Source organism: Micromonospora sp. NPDC005299 (assembly GCF_042872345.1).
Taxonomy (GTDB): domain Bacteria; phylum Actinomycetota; class Actinomycetes; order Mycobacteriales; family Micromonosporaceae; genus Micromonospora.
In genome coordinates this window covers 263675-281397 of the sequence record NZ_JBIAKG010000001.1, presented here as the reverse complement: position 1 = coordinate 281397, position 17723 = coordinate 263675, and the positions used below count along the sequence as shown (strand labels likewise).

The 17723-nt window shown below is 76.5% G+C and carries 14 protein-coding genes and 2 pseudogenes; 14 read left to right on the top strand and 2 right to left on the bottom strand.

Annotation, left to right across the window (positions count from 1 at the left end; genetic code table 11):
- Nucleotides 1-67: 67 nt before the first annotated feature.
- Nucleotides 68-724 carry a hypothetical protein gene (locus ACFYPD_RS01345; protein ID WP_387107514.1) on the bottom strand — a complete coding sequence of 219 codons (657 nt, stop codon included), beginning with the start codon at nt 722-724 and terminating at the stop codon, nt 68-70.
- A gap of 175 nt (nt 725-899) precedes the next feature.
- Here ACFYPD_RS01345 and ACFYPD_RS01340 point away from each other — a divergent pair, with 175 nt between their 5' ends.
- The 10 genes and pseudogenes from ACFYPD_RS01340 (at nt 900) to ACFYPD_RS01295 (ending at nt 10074) form a co-directional block, all read left to right on the top strand.
- Nucleotides 900-1676 (top strand): GNAT family N-acetyltransferase, encoded by a 777-nt coding sequence (locus ACFYPD_RS01340; RefSeq protein ID WP_387107512.1) that lies wholly within the window; start codon nt 900-902, stop codon nt 1674-1676.
- Nucleotides 1673-2584 (top strand): lysophospholipid acyltransferase family protein, encoded by a 912-nt coding sequence (locus ACFYPD_RS01335; protein WP_387107510.1) that lies wholly within the window; start codon nt 1673-1675, stop codon nt 2582-2584. The genes ACFYPD_RS01340 and ACFYPD_RS01335 overlap by 4 nt, the downstream gene beginning before the upstream one ends.
- A gap of 110 nt (nt 2585-2694) precedes the next feature.
- Complete coding sequence (locus tag ACFYPD_RS01330) at nt 2695-3534, top strand: DUF4097 domain-containing protein (RefSeq protein ID WP_387107508.1); 840 nt, start codon at nt 2695-2697, stop codon at nt 3532-3534.
- Entirely contained in the window at nt 3531-4154 is a 624-nt protein-coding gene (locus tag ACFYPD_RS01325; RefSeq protein WP_387107506.1) for a PadR family transcriptional regulator, read from the top strand. Before ACFYPD_RS01330 ends, ACFYPD_RS01325 begins: the two co-directional genes overlap by 4 nt.
- Nucleotides 4155-4272: 118 nt before the next feature.
- On the top strand, nt 4273-4974 hold the full coding sequence (locus ACFYPD_RS01320; protein ID WP_151463625.1) for a response regulator transcription factor: 702 nt from the start codon (nt 4273-4275) through the stop codon (nt 4972-4974).
- Nucleotides 4971-5136 (top strand): annotated as a pseudogene (locus ACFYPD_RS01315) (two-component sensor histidine kinase); the annotation flags it as partial. The gene ACFYPD_RS01320 and the pseudogene ACFYPD_RS01315, both read left to right, overlap by 4 nt.
- A 266-nt stretch (nt 5137-5402) precedes the next feature.
- Nucleotides 5403-6518 (top strand): annotated as a pseudogene (locus ACFYPD_RS01310) (ATP-binding protein); the annotation flags it as partial.
- A gap of 62 nt (nt 6519-6580) precedes the next feature.
- Complete coding sequence (locus ACFYPD_RS01305) at nt 6581-8074, top strand: trypsin-like peptidase domain-containing protein (RefSeq protein ID WP_387107504.1); 1494 nt, start codon at nt 6581-6583, stop codon at nt 8072-8074.
- A 134-nt stretch (nt 8075-8208) separates the two neighbouring features.
- A complete protein-coding gene (locus ACFYPD_RS01300; RefSeq protein WP_387107501.1) occupies nt 8209-8880 on the top strand; it encodes a BON domain-containing protein in 672 nt (223 codons plus the stop codon).
- A gap of 75 nt (nt 8881-8955) precedes the next feature.
- Nucleotides 8956-10074, top strand: coding sequence for a glycosyltransferase family 4 protein (locus ACFYPD_RS01295; RefSeq protein WP_387107498.1), 1119 nt, complete (start codon nt 8956-8958; stop codon nt 10072-10074).
- A gap of 4 nt (nt 10075-10078) precedes the next feature.
- Here ACFYPD_RS01295 and ACFYPD_RS01290 read toward each other — a convergent pair whose 3' ends face one another.
- Nucleotides 10079-11533 (bottom strand): protein kinase, encoded by a 1455-nt coding sequence (locus ACFYPD_RS01290; protein WP_387107495.1) that lies wholly within the window; start codon nt 11531-11533, stop codon nt 10079-10081.
- A gap of 176 nt (nt 11534-11709) precedes the next feature.
- Here ACFYPD_RS01290 and ACFYPD_RS01285 point away from each other — a divergent pair, with 176 nt between their 5' ends.
- From ACFYPD_RS01285 to ACFYPD_RS01270, 4 genes are read left to right on the top strand one after another with little or no spacing between them, the layout of a single operon-like run.
- Nucleotides 11710-12543 carry a patatin-like phospholipase family protein gene (locus ACFYPD_RS01285; RefSeq protein WP_387107492.1) on the top strand — a complete coding sequence of 278 codons (834 nt, stop codon included), beginning with the start codon at nt 11710-11712 and terminating at the stop codon, nt 12541-12543.
- Nucleotides 12543-13565 (top strand): 1-acyl-sn-glycerol-3-phosphate acyltransferase, encoded by a 1023-nt coding sequence (locus ACFYPD_RS01280; protein WP_387107489.1) that lies wholly within the window; start codon nt 12543-12545, stop codon nt 13563-13565. The genes ACFYPD_RS01285 and ACFYPD_RS01280 overlap by 1 nt, the downstream gene beginning before the upstream one ends.
- Nucleotides 13566-13620: 55 nt before the next feature.
- Nucleotides 13621-13941 (top strand): divalent-cation tolerance protein CutA, encoded by a 321-nt coding sequence (gene cutA / locus ACFYPD_RS01275; protein WP_387107487.1) that lies wholly within the window; start codon nt 13621-13623, stop codon nt 13939-13941.
- Nucleotides 13942-13988: 47 nt separating this feature from the next.
- Nucleotides 13989-17678: an SCO7613 C-terminal domain-containing membrane protein gene (locus ACFYPD_RS01270; protein WP_387107484.1), complete on the top strand. Its 3690-nt coding sequence runs from the start codon at nt 13989-13991 to the stop codon at nt 17676-17678.
- Nucleotides 17679-17723 lie beyond the last annotated feature (45 nt).

The window sequence follows — 17723 nt, the reverse complement described above, 5'->3', positions numbered from 1 at the left end:
AATCAGGCGGGATGCGTACGCCCTCCTCCCCCGGGGGCAGGAGCGGATCATCCGCAGGGAGGAGAGGTCAGGCCGGCGGCAGCGCGATCCAGGTGGCCCGCGCCTGCCCGAGCAACGCGCCGTCCGGGCCGTAGAGGCTGGAGTGCACCTCGGCCTTGCGTCCCGCGCCGCCGACCATCGCCCCGGTCACCACGCACTCGTCGCCGGGGCGCGGCAGCGCGGTGACCTGCGCGGCGATCCGGCCCAGGACGTACGGGCGGCCGGGCGCGATGACCGCCCAGCCGCCGGGGCAGTCCAGCGCCGCCCAGACGGTCGCCGGCACCACCTCGGCCGGGGCGCGGAACGGCGCCGCGGTCCGCCCGTCCGGCAGCCGGCCCGGGAAGATCCGCAGCCCCGCCGGGTTCGCCGGCCCGCAGACGTAGCAGCCGGGGAAGGGGTGGTCCACCAGACCGGGGTACGCCTTCGCGGCCGCCTCGGCGGTCGGCCGGTCCACCGGCGGGACCACGGCGCTGACCGGCTCGACCCGGCGTACCTGGGCGATCACTTGGCCGTCCGGGTCGCCGACCTCGCCGTCGACCACGGTCAGCGGGGTCTCCAGCGGCGGCGGCCTGCGCAGGGTCACCTCCACCGGGCCCCGGTCGTCCACCGCGGCCGCGAAGATCCCGGCGCTCCAGCCGCCGTTGCCCGAGCCGTCCGGTCCGTGGAAACGGGACTCGATGATCACGTGACACCTCCGGGTGGCCGGCGGCCGGCCTCGTCGCCGGGCCCGCCCGGGCAGCCTCGCACGCCGGCGCGGGCCCGCCGCAGGTGAGGGGGTGTGCCGGAGCGCCGACCGGCGTTCACCGGATCGACACCCCTCATCCCCGGGGCGGGCACCCGGGCCCCTTACACAGATACCCATGGCCGTTCTGCACGCCGCTGGCGCACCCCTCACGACCAGCGGATACACCCTGCTGATCGCCGACGACCCGACCCTGGTCGCGGCCGCGCAACGCCTGCGTCACGAGGTGTTCGCCAGCGAACTCGGCGCCACCCTGCACCCCGGGGCCGCCGGGCTCGACACCGACGAGTTCGACGCCCACTGCGACCACCTGGTCGTGCTGCGCGAGGGCACCGACGAGGTGGTCGGCACCTACCGGCTGCTGCCGCCCGGACGCACCGACCGCCGGTACGCCGACGGCGAGTTCGACCTGACCCCGCTGGCCCCGCTCCGCGACAGCCTGGTCGAGGCGGGCCGGTCCTGCGTGCACCCGGACCACCGCTCCGGCGCCGTGATCAACCTGATGTGGGCCGGGATCACCCGCTACCTGCACCTGCGCGGCTCCCGATGGCTGGGCGGCTGCGCCTCGGTGCCGGTGGCCGACGGCGGGATCGCCGCCGCCGAGGTCTGGTCCCAGGTCAGCGCCCGGCACCTGGCCCCGCCGCCGCTGCGGGTGGCGCCCCGCCGCCCCTGGTTCGCCGAGGCGCCGGCCGCCGCCGACCCGGGGCTGAGCGCCGCCGAGCGCCGCGCGCTGGTCCCGCCGCTGCTCCGCGGCTACCTGCGGCTCGGCGCCTGGGTCGGCGGGGAGCCGGCGTACGACCCGGACTTCGCCTGCGCCGACTTCTACGTGCTGTTCTCCCTGGACCGGATGAACCCGCGCTACCTGAGGCACTTCCTGGGCGGGGCGCCCTCGTGACCGGCGACGGGCTCTGGCGCCCCGCCTCGGGCTGCGGGCCCGGCTGCCTGCCGGTGGCCACCGCGCCGGACGTGTCGCTGCCGCACCGGGTGGGGCGGCTGGTCGGCGTACTCGCAATGCTGCTGGCCGGGGTCGGCCTGGCCGCGCTGCTGCCGCTGCTGCCGGCCCGCGACCGGCGGGCCGCGCTGCGCGGCTGGGCCCGGGGGACGCTGCGCGCCCTCGGCGTGCGGCTCACGGTCCGGGGCCGCCTGCCCCGCCCGCGGGCGCTGCTGGTCGCCAACCACGTCTCCTGGCTGGACATCCTCGCGGTGCTCGCGGTCTCCCCGGCCCGGATGCTGGCCAAGCGGGAGGTCCGCGACTGGCCGGTGCTGGGTCCGCTGGCCGCCGCGGCCGGCACGGTCTTCGTCGACCGGGCCCGGCCGCGCGACCTGCCGGCCACCGTCGGCCGGGTCGCCGGCGCGCTGCGCGCCGGGCACTCCGTGGCGGTGTTCCCGGAGGGCACGACCTGGTGCGGCGCGGCGGACGGCTGCCGGCCCGGCCGGGGCTTCCGGCCGGCCGTGTTCCAGGCCGCGGTGGACGCCGGCGCGCCGGTCGTCCCGCTCCGGCTCGCCTACCGGTACGCCGGCGACGCGAGCACCCTGCCCGCCTTCCTCGGCGAGGAGACGCTCTGGGAGTCGGTCCGCCGGGTGCTGGGCGCCCGGGACCTGACCGTGGCGGTGACCGTGGCCGCCGCGCTGCACCCGGCCGCCGGGGCGGACCGGCGGATGCTGGCTCGGGCGGCCGAGTCGGCGATCCACCTGACCCCGGTCCGCGCGCCCGCCCGGCGCCTGGCAGCCGGCGTGCGGGTCGTCCGGCGGGTGGCGCCGATCCCGGTCGGGGCGGAGGCGGGGCTGGACCTGGCGGCCTGACGCGTACGCGACACAGTCGCGACAGTCTTGTTCAGTCGCGATGTATCGCGTTATGCTCCTCCCGTGACTCGACGCGCCGCCGACCGGCGCGTCACCGAGGGGAGGACGCCATGACCACCTGGATGGTCGACAGCCCGCAACGGCTCACCCTGGACGAACCGGTCACCCGGCTCGACGTCCGACTCGTCAGCGGCCGGCTCAACGTGGTCGGCACCGACGGACCGGCCCGGGTCGACGTCACCCGGATCAGCCGCCAGCCGGTCCGCGTCGAGCTGCGCGACGGCCGGCTCACCGTCGGCCACGAGCGGATGCCCCGCTGGCCCGGGGTGCTCTGGTGGCTCGGCCAGCTCGGCCGCCGGTTCCGGGCCGAGGTCTCCATCGCCGTCCCCGCGCACGTGCTGGCCGACCTGCAACTGGTGGACGGCTCGCTGGTCGCCTCCGGCCTGCGCCGGGACACCCGGGTCGACGTCACCTCCGGGCAGGTCACCCTCATGGGGCTGCGCGGTCGCACCTCCGCGAAGGTCACCTCGGGTCCGGTCGAGGCGCTCGGCGTGAGCGGCGACCTCAACCTGGAGACCGTCTCCGGGGAACTGATCCTCGCCGACAGCGCGCCCGAGCGGGTGGGCGCCCACGCCGTCTCCGGATCGATCACCTGCGACCTGGACAACCCGCGGGGCAGCGAGATCCGGCTCAGCGCCATCTCCGGCAGCATCACCGTCCGGGTCCGCGAGGACAGCGACCTCACCGTCCACCTGCACACCACCTCCGGCCGGATCACCAGCGGCTTCCCGCAGATCTGCGGCGGCCAGCACGGGTTCGGCGCGGTGAAGGACAGCCACGGGGTGCTCGGTGGCGGCGCCGGTAAGCTCTGGGCGTCCGCGACCTCCGGCAGCATCGCGCTGCTCGCCCGTCCCGTCGAGGACACCGACGACGTGGAGGAGCTGCCGTGACCGCCGTGTTCAGTCACGGGCGGCTCCGGCTCTACCTGCTCAAGCTGCTCGACGACGGCCCGAAGCACGGCTACGAGCTGATCCGCCTGCTGGAGGACCGCTTCCTCGGCCTCTACGCGCCCAGCGCCGGCACCATCTATCCCCGCCTGCAACGGCTGGAGGTGGAGGGGCTGGTCAGCCACACCGCCGCCGGCGGTCGCAAGGTCTACGAGATCACCGACGCGGGCCGGGCCGAGCTGCGGCAGCGCGCCGACGAGCTGGCCACCCTGGAATCCGACATCACCGCCTCCGTCGAGGACCTCTCCGCGCTGGCCGGCGAGATCCGCAGCGAGGTACGCGGCTCGGTGCGCGACCTCAAGCGGGAGCTGCGCGAGGCGGCCCGGCAGACCCGGCAGGCCCGCTGGGCGCCCCCGCCACCGACCACCCGCCCGCCAAGCAACGGCGGCCCGGGCCGGCCCGCCGAGTCGCCCCTGCTCGCCGAGTTCGACCAGCGGCTGGCCGCGTTCACCGTCGAGGTCGGTGCGCTGGTGCGGGCCGGCCGGCTCACCGACACCCAGCTCCGCACGGCCATCCGCCTGCTCGACGGGGCCCTGGACGGGCTCCGCCGGCTGCTCCGCTAGGCGCGACGCCGTGGGTGTCTCCCGGGTACGGAGACCCCCACGGCGGGCGCGGCGGCTCACAGGTTGTTTCCAGGATCCACCCAGCGCGGGCGCAGCCGGAGCGCGGATGATGGGTGCCATGGTGGCTACCCAGACCGAGGCGCGACTGCTCGTCGTCGAGGACGATCCCAACATCCTCGAACTGCTCTCCGCGAGCCTGCGCTTCGCCGGCTTCGACGTCGCCACCGCCACCAGCGGCAGCGCGGCGATCAACGCCGCCAAGGACCACCGGCCCGACCTGGTCGTGCTCGACGTGATGCTGCCCGACCTGGACGGCTTCGAGGTCATCCGGATGCTCCGCGAGGGCGGCACGCGCACCCCGGTGGTCTTCCTGACCGCCCGGGACGCCACCGACGACAAGATCCGCGGGCTGACCCTGGGCGGCGACGACTACGTCACCAAGCCGTTCAGCCTGGAGGAGCTGACCGCCCGGATCCGGGCCGTGCTGCGGCGCACCGCCACCGGCGAGCACGCACCCTCCCGGCTCACCTTCGCCGACCTGGAGCTCGACGAGGAGACGCACGAGGTGCACCGGGCGGGCCAGCGGGTGCAGCTGTCGCCCACCGAGTTCAAGCTGCTGCGCTACCTGATGCTCAACGCCAACCGGGTGCTCTCCAAGGCGCAGATCCTCGACCACGTCTGGAACTACGACTTCCGCGGCGACGACAACATCGTCGAGTCCTACATCTCCTACCTGCGGCGCAAGGTCGACAACACCCAGCCCCGGCTGATCCACACCCTGCGCGGGGTCGGCTACGTGCTGCGCAAGCCGGCGGCGTGAACGCCGTCCACGACGCGAAGGGCCGGCTGCGCAGCGTCCCGCTGCGGGTGAAGCTGGTCGCCTCGGTCCTGGCGCTGGTCGCCGCGGCCCTGGTGGTGATCAGCTCCCTCACCGCGTTCTTCCTGCACAGCTACCTGGTCGGCCGGGTCGACGACGAGCTGAACTCCTACCTGGCCCGGGTCGAACAGACGTCGCCGAGCGACACCAGCGCGGGCAACAGCCTGCCCAGCGACTACATGGCGGTCATCGCGACCTCCAGCGGGGGCAAGCTCTACTACGACAAGTCGCTGGCCGAGGACGACCTGCCCGGCTCGCTGAACCAGCTCACCTGGTATCAGCAGCACGCCGACAAGGGTGCCTTCACCACCGACGCGGCCGACAAGCACCTGCGCTGGCGAGTGGTGATCAAGCAGGTCGGGGACGGTCAGTTCATCGCCGTCGGGCAGAACATGACCGACATCGACATGGCGGTCAAGCAGTTGGTCTGGATCGACCTGCTGGTGGGCGGGGCGGTGCTGATCATCCTGGCCTCGGTCGGCGCGGGGATCGTACGGACCAGTCTCAAGCCGCTCGTGGAGATCGAGCGGACCGCGGCGGCCATCGCCGGCGGTGACCTGACCCAGCGGGTCCCCGACCCCGAGGAGGGCCGCCCCTGCCCGACCTCGGAGCTGGGCCGGCTCTCCCGCGCGTTGAACGCCATGCTCGCCCAGATCGAGGCGGCGTTCACCGCGCGGGCCGCCTCCGAGGCGGCGGCGCGCAGCGCCGAGGTGAGCGCCCGGGACGCCGCCGCCGCGGCGCAGGCGTCCGAGGCGCGGGCCCGCCGCTCCGAGGAGCGGATGCGGCAGTTCATCGCGGATGCCTCGCACGAGCTGCGCACGCCGCTGACCACCATCCGGGGCTTCGCCGAGCTGTACCGGCAGGGCGCGGCCCGGGAGCCGGAGCAGACCTCCGGGCTGCTGCGCCGGATCGAGGACGAGGCGTCCCGGATGGGGCTGCTGGTCGAGGACCTGCTGCTGCTGGCCCGGATGGACCGGGAGCGGCCGATCGCGCTGGCCCCGGTCGAGCTGCCGGTGCTCGCCTCGGACGCGGTCCAGGCGGCGCGGGCGGTGGAGCCGGACCGCGGCATCACGCTGGAGATCGAGCCGGGCGCCGGCCCGCTCGTGGTGCTCGGCGACGACGCCCGGCTGCGCCAGGTGATCGGCAACCTGATGACCAACGCGCTCACCCACACCCCGGCGGACGCCGCGGTGACCCTGCGGCTGCGGTCGGAGCCGGGGAACCTGGCCGTGGTGGAGGTGGCCGACACCGGTCCGGGCCTCACCCCGGAGCAGGCCGAGCGGGTCTTCGAGCGGTTCTACCGGGTGGACGCGGCGCGCACCCGGCGGGCGGGCGGACCGACCAGCACCGGCCTCGGGCTGGCCATCGTCGCCGCGCTGGTGGCCGCGCACCACGGCACCGTCGAGGTGGCCGAGACGCCGGGCGGCGGCGCCACCTTCCGGGTGAAACTGCCGCTGCTGCCCGAGGCGCCCGAGCCCGGCGAGTGACTTTCAGAAAACATTCAGGCGGGTTCCAGCATGGTCGCAGTGCCGAGGGAGAAGGTGGAGTCATGACCGACCACGAGACCGATCCGCAGCGGTCGCCGGCCCCCGCCGACGCCGAGCCGTCGCACCCGACCGCCGAGCTGCCCCGCGCCGCGAGCGGGCAGTCGGACCCCACCGTCACCCCGGCCGCCGCGCCGGTTCCGGCCGACTCCCCGGCCGCCGGAACCACCGCCCCGGCCCCCGCCGGACACCCCGGGACCGGCACGCCCGCCAACCCGTACGCGCCGCCGACGGCCACGCCGTACCCGGTGTCCGGGCAGCCGCAGCAGCCGCACCCCTGGTACGGGGGACAGCAGCAGGGCGGCTGGGCGCACCAGGGCGGCACCGGCTACGCGCCGCAGGCCGCCGGGCCGGTCCCGCCGTATCAGACGCACCAGCCGTACCCGCAGCACCAGGTCCACCAGGCCGGCCAGCCGGTCCCGCCGTGGGGCCCGCAGCAGCCGGCGCGGCCCAGCCGGGCCGGCAGGTTCATCGGCGCCGGGGCGCTCGCGCTGGCGCTGATGCTCGGTTCCGGCGTGGCCGGCGGGGCGCTCGCCCTCGCGCTCGACGGCGACGGGACCGTGACCCGCACCTACTCGGCCGCTCCCGTGCTCAACAGCGCCGACCTGCCGAAGATCGCCGCCGCCGTCCAGGACAGCATCGTCACGATCATGACGGACAGCGGTGAGGGCTCCGGGGTGATCCTCAGCGCCGACGGGTACGTGCTGACCAACAACCACGTGGTCGCCTCGGCCAGCGGCGACACGGTGAAGGTGGTCTTCGCCGACGGCAAGAGCGCCCAGGCCAAGATCGTCGGCACCGATCCGAAGACCGACCTGGGCGTTGTCAAGGCCAGCGGGGTGAGCAACCTCAAGGCGGCCAAGTTCGGCGACAGCGACGGCATGCAGGTGGGCGACCAGGTGCTCGCCCTGGGCAGCCCGCTCGGCCTGCAGGGCTCGGTCACCGCCGGCATCCTGAGCGCCCGCGACCGCACCATCCAGGCCGGCGAGGGTGGCCAGCAGCAGAACCCGCAGCAGGCCGCCAGCTCGATCTCCGGCCTGCTCCAGACCGACGCCCCGATCAACCCGGGCAACTCCGGCGGCGCGCTGGTCAACACCCGGGGCGAGGTGATCGGCATCAACACCGCCATCGCCACGGCCGGGCAGGGCAGCAACGGCAACATCGGGGTCGGCTTCGCCATCCCGAGCAACAAGGCCAAGGACGTCGCCGAGAAGCTCCAGCGCGGCGAGAAGGTCAGTCACCCGTCCCTCGGGGTGAGCGTGGCCGGCGCGGAGGACGGCGGCGCGCTGGTCTCCGACGTGGTCGCGGGCAGCGCCGCCGAAAAGGCCGGGCTCCAGCGGGGCGACGTCATCACCAGGTTCGGCGACAAGGTGATCAACGACTCCAACGACCTGGTCGGCGCCGTGCAGGCCGGCAAGGTCGGTGACCGGGTCGAGGTCCAGTTCAAGCGGAACGGTTCGGCCGAGACGGCAACCGTGACGCTCGCCGAGACGTCATAACACCAGACCTGCCTCCTCCACGGGCGGCGGGCGACGGAGCCAAGGGGGTTGGTTCCGTCGCCCGCCGCCCCTTTTCCGCCTCTCACCCGGTCCGGGTGAGCCGGGCTCACCCCGTCCGGCGGCACCCTCGGGGCATGACGACCACCTCCGCCGTCCGAACCGACCAGGACATCCAGCGGGACGTGCTCGCCGAGCTCGACTGGGACGCGCAGACGCGCCCGACCGAGATCGGGGTGACCGTCGCCGACGGCGTGGTCACGCTGACCGGCCAGATCGACAGCTACGCGCGGCGCTGGGCCGCCGAGCGCTGCGCGCACCGGGTCCGTGGGGTCCGCGCGGTCGCCAGCGACCTGGAGGTGCAGCTGCCGGCCGCCGAGGAGCGCACCGACGCCGACATCGCGATCGCGGCCAGCCGGGCCCTGGAGTGGGACAGCTTCGTCCCCGCCGAGCGGCTCGATCTGACGGTCGCCGACGGCTGGGTCATGCTCCGCGGCCAGGTGGAGTACGGCTTCCAGCGCCGCACCGCCGAGCGGGAACTGCGCCGGCTGCGGGGCGTACGCGGGGTGACCAACCTGGTCGAGGTGCGCCCGCCGACCCCGCCCAGTGACGAGCAGAACCGCCGCGACCTGCAACGCGTGCTGTTCCGGCGGACCGGCACCGAACGCATCGAGGTGCAGGTCAGCGGGGACACGGTGGTGCTCGACGGGGTGGTCCGCTCGTGGTGGCAGCGGGAGGAGGCGGAACGGGCGGCCTGGGCCACGCCGGGCGTACGCGAGGTGCACGACCGGATCGTGGTGGCCGGCTGAGCCGCCGTTTACCGCTCGGAGCGTCGGGAAACCGCGGTCGGTCACGTACGCCGGGGGACCCATCGGGGAGGACTCGTGGCCGTGAACCAGCCGCCGTCGGACCGTGCCCGGGCCGGGCACCTGCGGATCGCCATGGTGGTGCCGCCCTGGCTGTCCGTGCCGCCGGCCGGCTACGGCGGCCTGGAGCACCTGGTGGCCGGGCTGGTCGACGCCCTGGTCGACCGTGGGCACGCGGTGACCCTGTTCGGCGCGGGGCGGGAGAACGGCACCGCCGGTGACTTCGTCTCCACCTGTGCCGACGTCCAGTACCACCGGCTCGGCGAGTCGCTGCCCGAGCTGGCCCACCTGGCCCACGTCAACCGGCTGGTCGACCCGGCCGACTTCGACCTGGTGCACGACCACAGCACCATCGGGCCGTTGCTCGCCGGCCGCCGCCGGGTGCCCACCGTGGCCACGGTGCACGGCAATCCGGTGGGCGAGTACGGCACCGTGCTGAGCAACACCGACGAAGGGGTGGGCCTGGTGGCGATCTCGCACGCCCAGCGCCAGGCCAATCCGGACCTGCCCTGGGTGGGCACGGTGCACAACGCCATGGCGTTGCGGGAGGTGCCGCGCAAGCGCGCGCCCGGTCGTGGGCCGGTGCTCTGGCTGGCCCGGTTCAGCCCGGACAAGGGCCCCGACGTGGCGATCCGCGCCTGCCGCGCGGCCGGCCTGCCGCTCACCCTGGCGGGCAAGTGCAACGAGCCGGCCGAGCGCCGCTACTTCGAGCAGGTGGTCGAGCCGCTGCTGGGCGAGGACGTCACCGTGGTGCTCAACGCCGACCGGGAGGCCACCCAGCGGCTGCTGTACGACGCCCGCTGCCTGATCATGCCGATCCAGTGGGCGGAGCCGTTCGGCATGGTGATGGTGGAGGCGATGGCGACCGGCACGCCGGTGGTGGCGCTGCGCCGGGGCGCCGTGCCGGAGCTGGTCCAGGACGGGGTGACCGGGTTTGTCCGCGACCGCGCGGAGGAACTGCCGGCCGCGCTGCGCGACGTGTCCGGCCTCAACCCGGCCGACTGCATCATGCACGTCGCGCAGCACTTCTCGGTCGAGCGGATGGCCGCCGGTTACGAGGCGGTCTACCGGGGCTTCCTCGCCGACCGGGCCACGTTCACCAGGTGGCCGGAGGCCGCGCCGGTCGCCGCCGGTTGACTCCTCAGGTGCGTCCCGTCGCCAGTTCCGCGGCGGCGGCGTCGAGCTGGCGGGCGTACTCGGGGCTGATGCTGCCCTCCCGCCGCCGATCGGCGATCTTCCCGCGGAGCCGGTCCACGGCGCCGGTCAGCGCGCCGTCGCCGGCCGCGGCGGTGGCGTTGCGCAACAGGTTGCGCAGGTCCACGCCGACGTCGTCGCGGATCTGGCCGGCCGCCAGCCCGGATTCGATGAGCCCCTCCACCCGGTGGGCGGCCTCGACCAGGTCGCCGCCGACGGGCGGGGTCGGCGCGCCGTCGGTCGCCGGCGGCCGGCGGGTCGGGTCGGGCTGCGGCGTGTTGGCCGGCGTGCCGTGGCTCGGCGGCGCGGTGGTGGGGACCACCACGGGCCCGGCGGTGGGCGACACCCGCGGCGGCGCCTGCTCGTCCGGCACCAGGGCGGGCACCAGCAGCGCGGCGCCGGCGACCAGCACCACGCCGGCGGCCACCAGGGGCAGCGCCCGGCGGTGGCGGGGGGCCCTGGCCGGGACGGGCGCGGGATCCGCGGGCTCGGCCGGCGGTCGCACCGGGGCGGGCAGCGCCGGCAGGGCCACGGTCGGCGCCAGCATGGTGGCGGCCTGCGGGTCGGCGGGCAGCAGCTGGTCGCGGAGCCCGGCCGCCACCTGGTGCGCGGTGGGCCGCCGCCGCGGGTCGCGGGCCAGGCAGCGCAGGCAGATCTCCGCGACCGGCGCGGGCAGCCCGGGTACGCCGTCCAGAGTGGGCGCGCCGTCCTCGGCCAGCGCCGCGCTGAGCTGCTCCCAGGTGTCCGCCGGGTACGGCGGCTGCCCGGTCAGCGTCTCGAACAGCAGCACACCCAGCGAGTAGACGTCGGTGGCCGGCTGCGCCGGCGCCCCGTCCAGCCGCTCCGGCGCCACGTACGCCGGGGTGCCGAACGTGCCGCCGTCCTCGTCCTCGTCCGGCGCCCCGACGCGGGTGGCGATGCCGAAGTCGAGCACCTTCGCGCCGACCCGGGTCATCATCACGTTCGACGGGGTGATGTCCCGGTGCACGATGCCCAGCCGGTGCGCGGCGGCCACCGCCTCGGCCACCTGCGCGCCCGTCTCCACCGCCGCCGGCCAGGGCAGGGGCCCCTCGGTGAGCCGGTGTTCCAGCTCCTCGCCGCTGAGCAGCTCCATCACCACGAACGACGTGATCGAGCCGTCCGGCGCCACGGTCTCGCCGTAGTCGTGTACGGCGGTGACGTGCGGGTGGACGAGCTGGGCGGCGGAGCGGGCCTCCTCGCGCACCATGTCCCGGAACCGGGCGTCGGCGGCGAGCGAGGGGGCGAGCACCTTCACCGCCACCACGCGGTCCAGCACCTCGTCGCGGGCGCGCCAGATCACCGACATGCCGCCGGCCCCGATCTGGTCGATGAGCCGGTATCTGCGGGCCAGCAACCGGCCGGCGTGCAGCGTCGCCTTCACCTCGCACCTGCCTCGGCTTGGGAGCGCTACCAGGTTGCGGGAATGTGTCCGGCGTGTCAACGGGTGTCCGTTCTCCGGTCGCGACCCGCGCCGCGCCGGTCGCGCCCGGTGACGGGGCGGCCGACCCCGACCGCCTCGGCGGGGCGCATTGTGCGGCGCGTGCCAGGATGAACGGCATGGCAGGCGGTCCGGTGGCGTTCGTGCTCGGCGGCGGGGGAGTGCTCGGCGCCGTCGAGGTGGGCATGCTCCGCGCCCTGTTCCGCGCCCGGATCCGGCCCGACATGGTGCTCGGCACCTCGATCGGCGCGGTCAACGGCGCCCTGGTCGCCGCCGACCCCAGCGAGGCGGTCACCGACCGGCTGGTCCGGCTCTGGGCCTCGCCCGAGGCGAGCGAGGTGTACGGCGACTCCGTCGCCCGCCAGCTGCGCCGCTTCGCCGCGCGTACGCACCTGCACTCGCCCCGGCCGCTGCGCCGGCTGCTGGAGAGCGAACTGGGCGAGGACACCACCTTCGCCGACCTGAAGGTGCCGTTCCGCTGCTGCGCCGCGAACATCGAGCGCGCCGCCGAGTACTGGTTCCACAGCGGACCGGTGGTGCCGGCGGTGCTCGCCTCCGCCTCGGTGCCCGGGCTGCTCCCGCCGATGCAGATCGACGGCCAGCACTACATCGACGGCGGGGTGGTCAACTCGATCCCCGTCGGCGAGGCCGTCGCGGCCGGCGCGACGCGGATCTTCGTGCTCCAGGTGGGCCGGATCGAGCGCGAGCTGAGCCCGCCCCGCCGGCCCTGGGAGATCGCCCAGGTGGCGTTCGAGATCGCCCGCCGGCACCGGTTCGCCCGGGAGATGGCGGCGCTGCCGGAGGGGGTGGAGGTGCACGTGCTGCCGACCGGCGGCCTGGAGCCGCGCGACGACAGCCCCTGGGCGTACCGGGACATGGCGGCGGTGGGGCGGCGGATCAGCCGGGCGTACACGGCCTCCCGCCGCTACCTGGACACCGCGCTGGAACGCTGATGCCGCTGCCGCCGCGGTGGGTACGCCGGATGCTGCTCGCACCCGGCGTGGTCCTGCTCGCCGTCGCCGTGGTGACCACCCTGCCGGCCTGGGCGCTGCTGGCCCTGGCCGCGTCGCCGCTGGTGCCGGGGCGGCTGCGCCCGCTGCGGCTGCTCTGGATCGGCACCGTCTACCTGATCTGGGACGCGGCCGCGCTGCTCGCCCTCTTCGTGCTCTGGCTGGCCTCGGGCTTCGGCGCGCGCAAGCGGTCGCCCGCCTTCCAGCGGGCGCACTACGTGCTCGCCGGCCACTTCCTGCGGGTGCTGTTCTGGCAGGCCCGCTGGACTCTGCGGCTGCGCATCGACGTGGTCGGCACCGACCCGGACACCGCCCTGCCCGGCCGACCCGAGCTGGTGCTCTGCCGGCACGCCGGGCCGGGCGACTCGTTCATCCTGATCCACGCCCTGGTCAACTGGTTCCACCGGGAGCCCCGGATCGTGCTCAAGGAGACCCTCCAGTGGGACCCGGCGATCGACGTCCTGCTCAACCGGCTCCCCAACCGGTTCATCGCGCCGGGACCGGACGGGCGGGAGTCGGCGATCCCGCAGATCGGCCACCTCGCCACCGGCCTGGACGACGACGACGCGTTCGTGATCTTCCCGGAGGGCGGCAACTTCACCCCGAAGCGCCGGCTGCGGGCCATCGCCCGGCTGCGCACCCTCGGCCTGGAGCGGATGGCGCTGCGCGCCGAGCGGATGCGGCACGTGCTCGCGCCGCAGCCGGGCGGCCTGCTCGCCGCGCTCGACGCCGCCCCGGACGCCGGCGTGATCTTCGTGGCGCACACTGGGCTGGACCAGATGCTCACCGTCGCCGACGTGTGGCGCGAGCTGCCGATGGACAAGCGGATCGTGATGCGGTTCTGGTCGGTGCCGCCCGAGGAGGTGCCGGTCGGGAAGCAGGAGCGCATCGACTGGCTGTTCGACTGGTGGGCCCGGATCGACCGGTGGATCACCGCCAACCGGGACGGGATGGCCGCCGACTGAGACCGGTTCGGTGCGTGTGCAGCGGACCGGCCGGAACGCCGCGTAGGGTGCGCTGGTGGAGCAGATCTGCGTGGTGACGACGGTGGTGGACGCCCGCTCCGTCGCTGACGTGCTGGCGGCCGCGGCCGTCGCCGGCCGGCTGGCGGCATGCGCCCAGGTCGGCGGGCAGGTGGACAGCACCTACTGGTGGCAGTCGGCCATCCAGACCACCGCCGAGTGGTCGGTCCAGTTCAAGACCGCGCCGGACCGGGTGGACGCGCTGGTCGACCAGCTCCGCGCCAGCCACCCGTACGAGGTGCCGGAGATCCTCGTCACCCGGGTGGAGAGCGGCAACCCCGACTACGCGGCCTGGGTGCACGACCACACCCGTCCCTAGGTACGCCTACTCTGTCCGCCCGCCCCGCCGGTCACGATGCTGGCGGGGTGGAGAACACCGGCTACCCCTGCCCCGGCTGCGGCGCCCCCGCCGACCTCGCCTCCGGCTGTCCCGGTTGCGGCCGCCCGCCGTACCCGCCGGCCGCGGAGGTGGTCCGGCTGGACCGGGAGATCGCCGGGCTGGCCCCGCGGGTCGAGGCGGCCCGGACCGCGTACCAGGAGTTGGCCGACCGGCTGTCCACGGCCCGGCAGCGGCGGGCCGAGCTGGCCACCCGCATCCGCCTGGAGGTCCCGGCGCCGCGCCCGGTCGCACCCGCGCCGCCGCTGCGCCCGCAGCCGGCCGTCGTCCCGGCCCGGCCCGGCGGGGCGGAGACCTCCACCCGGGCCGTGCAGAGCCTGCTCTTCGTCCTCGGTGGACTGCTGCTCGGCACCGCGGCGGTCGTCTTCACCGCGGTCGCCTGGGCCGCGTTCGGCGTCGCCGGGCGGGCGCTGATCCTGCTCGCCTTCACCGCCCTCGCCCTCGCCGCGCCGCTGGTGGCCCGGGCGCGCGGCCTGCGCGGCACCGCCGAGACCTTCGCCGCGGTGGGCCTGCTCCTGGTGCTCCTCGACGGGTACGCCGCCTGGTCGGTGAACCTGTTCGGGGTGGCCGGGTGGCCGGGGAGCCGGTACGCCGCGCTGGTCGGGGGGATCGGCGCGGCGGTGGCGGCCGGGTACGGGCGCCTGAGCCGGCTGACCGTGCCCTGGTTCGCGGCGCTGCTGACCGCCCAGCCGGTGCTGCCCCTGGCCGCGGCGGCCGCCGAGCCGTCCGCCGCCGGCTGGGCGCTGGTCCTGACCGCGCTGGCGCTGGGCAACCTCGTGGTGGTGGTCGCCCTGCGCCGCCGGGTCGGGTCGACCGGCCCGGTGGGTGCCGGCGCCAATCCGGTTGCCGGTGCGGGGGCCGGGGGCGGGCTGGCCGGTGGGGGGCCGGTCCAGCCCGACCCGGCGGCGGGGATCGGGGGAGCGGCGGCCGGCGGGGGGCCGGCCGCCGCACCGCCGCCCGCCCCGGTCCGGCCCGGTGTGCCGTCCGCACCGCTGGCCGGGTGGGTGCTCGGCTGGGTCGGGCACGGCGTCGCGCTGGCCCTGGCGGCCGGATGCGCGCTGGTGCCGCTGGCCCTCGGACGGGCGGCCGGGACGCCGCTGCTGGCCGGCGGTCCGCTGCTGGTGGTGGCGCTCGCCCTGGCCGCCGGGGCGCTGGCGGCGGGCGGCCGGACCTACCGCGCGGTCACGGCCGGCCTGCTGGTGCCGGTGCTGGCCGTCGCGCTGATCCGGCCGGTCGCCGCGCTGCGCCCCGGGTTGCTGCTGCTGGCGGCGGGCCTGGTGGTGGTCGGGCTGGCCGGCGCGGTCCGGGCCCTGCCGGCCGGGCGGCGGACCGGCCCGCGACTGGGCGCCTTCCTGGTGGCCGCCGGTCTGGGCCAGGTCGCCACCGTCCTCACCGGACTGGTCGCCGCGGCCACCGCGGCCGCCGCGTTCCCCGCCTGGCAGGGCGGTCGGGCCGCCGCGGTCCCGTCCTGGGGGTGGCAGCTTCCGGTGGCCGTGCTGTGCACCGCCGGGGCGGTCGCCCTGCTGGCGCCCCGGGCGGCCCGGCCGCTGGTCGGGGTGGTCGGTGGCGCGCTGACCGTGCTGGCCGCGCCGGCCGTGGCGGCCACCCCGTGGCCGCTGGTGCTGGTCGCCGACCTGGCGGCGGCCACCGCGCTGCTGCTGGTGCTGGTGGCCCGGCCGCGCCGGCGGTACCCGACCGCGGTGGTCACCGCGCTCACCGCGGCCGTCCTGCTCGGGCACGCCCTGCTGGTGGGCTGCGCCGCACCGGCCGGCGCGGGCGCCGTGCTCGCCGTCCTGGCCGCGCTCGGCCCGGTCGTGGCGGCGCGGGGCCGCCGGGGCCGGGGCGCGCAGCCGGTCGTCGCCGGGGTGGCGCTGGCGGTGGCGCTGCTGGCCGTACCGGCGGGGGTGGCCGTCGCGCTCTTCGGCCTCGGCGTGCCGCCCTGGTGGCAGCTTCGCGGCGCGACCGCCGCCGTCGCGGTGCCGGTGGTCGCCGTCGTCACCGTCCGTCGCCACTGGCCCGACCTGCACGGGTACGCCTCGACCGGCCTCGCCGTGGCGCTCGCGGCGGTCGGCCTCGGGCCGCTGGTCGTGGCGGGCGGGGAGCCCGTGGCGCTCTACGCCGCCGCCGGGGTGCTGCTGGCGCTGGCCTCCGGAGGTGGCGCCCGACCCGGTCCCGCCCCGCAGGCGGTCGGCGCCGCGCTGGCCGGCCTGGCGCTGCTCGCCGCCGCCCCGATCGCCCTGGCGGTGCTGCTGGACCTGCCCGTCCGGCCCTGGTCCGGGGTGCCCGCCGTCGAGCCCGCGCCGGCGGCGGGGCGCGCCGGCCTGGTGCTGATGCTGCTCGGGGCCGCCGCGGCGACGTACGCCTGGATCGTGACGAGCCGCGCGGCGTCGGACGCGCCGGGCCGGAGTCGTCGCAGCGGCGGCCGCTGGCTGCCCGCGCTGGCCGCGCTGCCGTTCGGCGCGGTGGCCCTGCCGGTGCTGCTGGCGGCGGCCGGCGCGCCCTGGCCGGTGGTGCCCGCGCTGGTCTTCGGGACCGGGGTGGCCGCGCTGCTGCTGGCCGCGCTGGCCGGCCCACGCCCGGCGGCGCCGATGGTCCTGCTGCCGTTGGGGTTCGCCCTCACCGTCCCGGGGTTGGGCGGCCTCGTCGCCACCCGGGCCGGGACTCTCGCCGGGCTGGGGGTGCTGGTCGTCGCGGCGGCCGTGGCGGGGGCGGCCGGGCGGCCGGCCGAGGCCCGGCTCGCCGGCTGGCTGGGCGCCGTGGCGGCGGCCACCGGCTTCGCGGTCACCGCGGCGCTGGCCGGCGGGCTGCCGCTGCGTACCGCCGGGTTCGCGGTGTTGGCCGTCGCGGCGGTGACCCTGCACGCGGTGCCGGCGCTGCGCACCCGGACCGCCGGCGGGCCTCGGCAGCCGGAGGCGGTGGATGGGGCGCGGGCGTCCGGGCCGGCTGAGCCGGTGGGTGCGGTGCGGGCGGCCGGTCCGGCCCGCGCCGGTGCTGCGGTCGGGGCGGTGGCGCTGGAGGCGGCGGCGCAGGCGGTGGCCCTGCTGGCGCTGCTGCTCACCGGCGGCGCGCTGCGGCACGCCGCGGCGGCGTGCGTGCTGTGGGGCGTGGTGGTGGCCGTCCGGGTGCCGCGCCGGGGCGAGACCCCGGCCCGGCGGTGGGGCCTGGCAGCGGTCGCCGGGGGCAGCGAACTGCTCGGCGGCTGGCTGCTGCTGGCCGCCGGCGGGGTGGCGGTGCTGGAGGCGTACACCCTGCCGGCGGCGGCGCTCGCCCTCGGCGCGGGCCTGCTGGCGTTGCGGACCCGGCCGGGGCTGAACAGCTGGCTGGCGCTCGGCCCGGGGCTCGGCGCGGCGCTGCTGCCCAGCCTGGTGTCGGTGCTGGCCGCGCCGGACGCGCAGCCGGCCCGTCGGCTGGCCCTGGGCCTGGTGGCGCTCGGCGCGGTGCTCGGCGGGGCGGTCCGGCGCTGGCAGGCGCCGGTCCTGCTGGGCGCGGCGACCCTGGTTCCGCTGGCCCTGCACGAGCTGGCCCGGGGCTGGGACCTGCTGCCCCGCTGGATCTTCCTCGGTTTGGGCGGCCTGGCACTGATCGCCCTGGCCGCCACCTACGAGCGGCGCCGGCGGGACCTGTCCCGCCTCCGCGCCGCGGTGGGCGGGATGAGGTAGGGCTAACACCACCCCGAGCTGGGGGGTTGCCAGGATTACCCAGCG

Bases quoted from the DNA above. Each gene is read 5' to 3' on its own strand.
- ACFYPD_RS01340 (WP_387107512.1), top strand. From the start codon at position 900: ATGGCCGTTCTGCACGCCGCTGGCGCACCCCTCACGACCAGCGGATAC.
- ACFYPD_RS01330 (WP_387107508.1), top strand. From the start codon at position 2,695: ATGACCACCTGGATGGTCGACAGCCCGCAACGGCTCACCCTGGACGAA.
- ACFYPD_RS01320 (WP_151463625.1), top strand. From the start codon at position 4,273: ATGGTGGCTACCCAGACCGAGGCGCGACTGCTCGTCGTCGAGGACGAT.
- ACFYPD_RS01305 (WP_387107504.1), top strand. From the start codon at position 6,581: ATGACCGACCACGAGACCGATCCGCAGCGGTCGCCGGCCCCCGCCGAC.
- ACFYPD_RS01300 (WP_387107501.1), top strand. From the start codon at position 8,209: ATGACGACCACCTCCGCCGTCCGAACCGACCAGGACATCCAGCGGGAC.
- ACFYPD_RS01285 (WP_387107492.1), top strand. From the start codon at position 11,710: ATGGCAGGCGGTCCGGTGGCGTTCGTGCTCGGCGGCGGGGGAGTGCTC.
- ACFYPD_RS01280 (WP_387107489.1), top strand. From the start codon at position 12,543: ATGCCGCTGCCGCCGCGGTGGGTACGCCGGATGCTGCTCGCACCCGGC.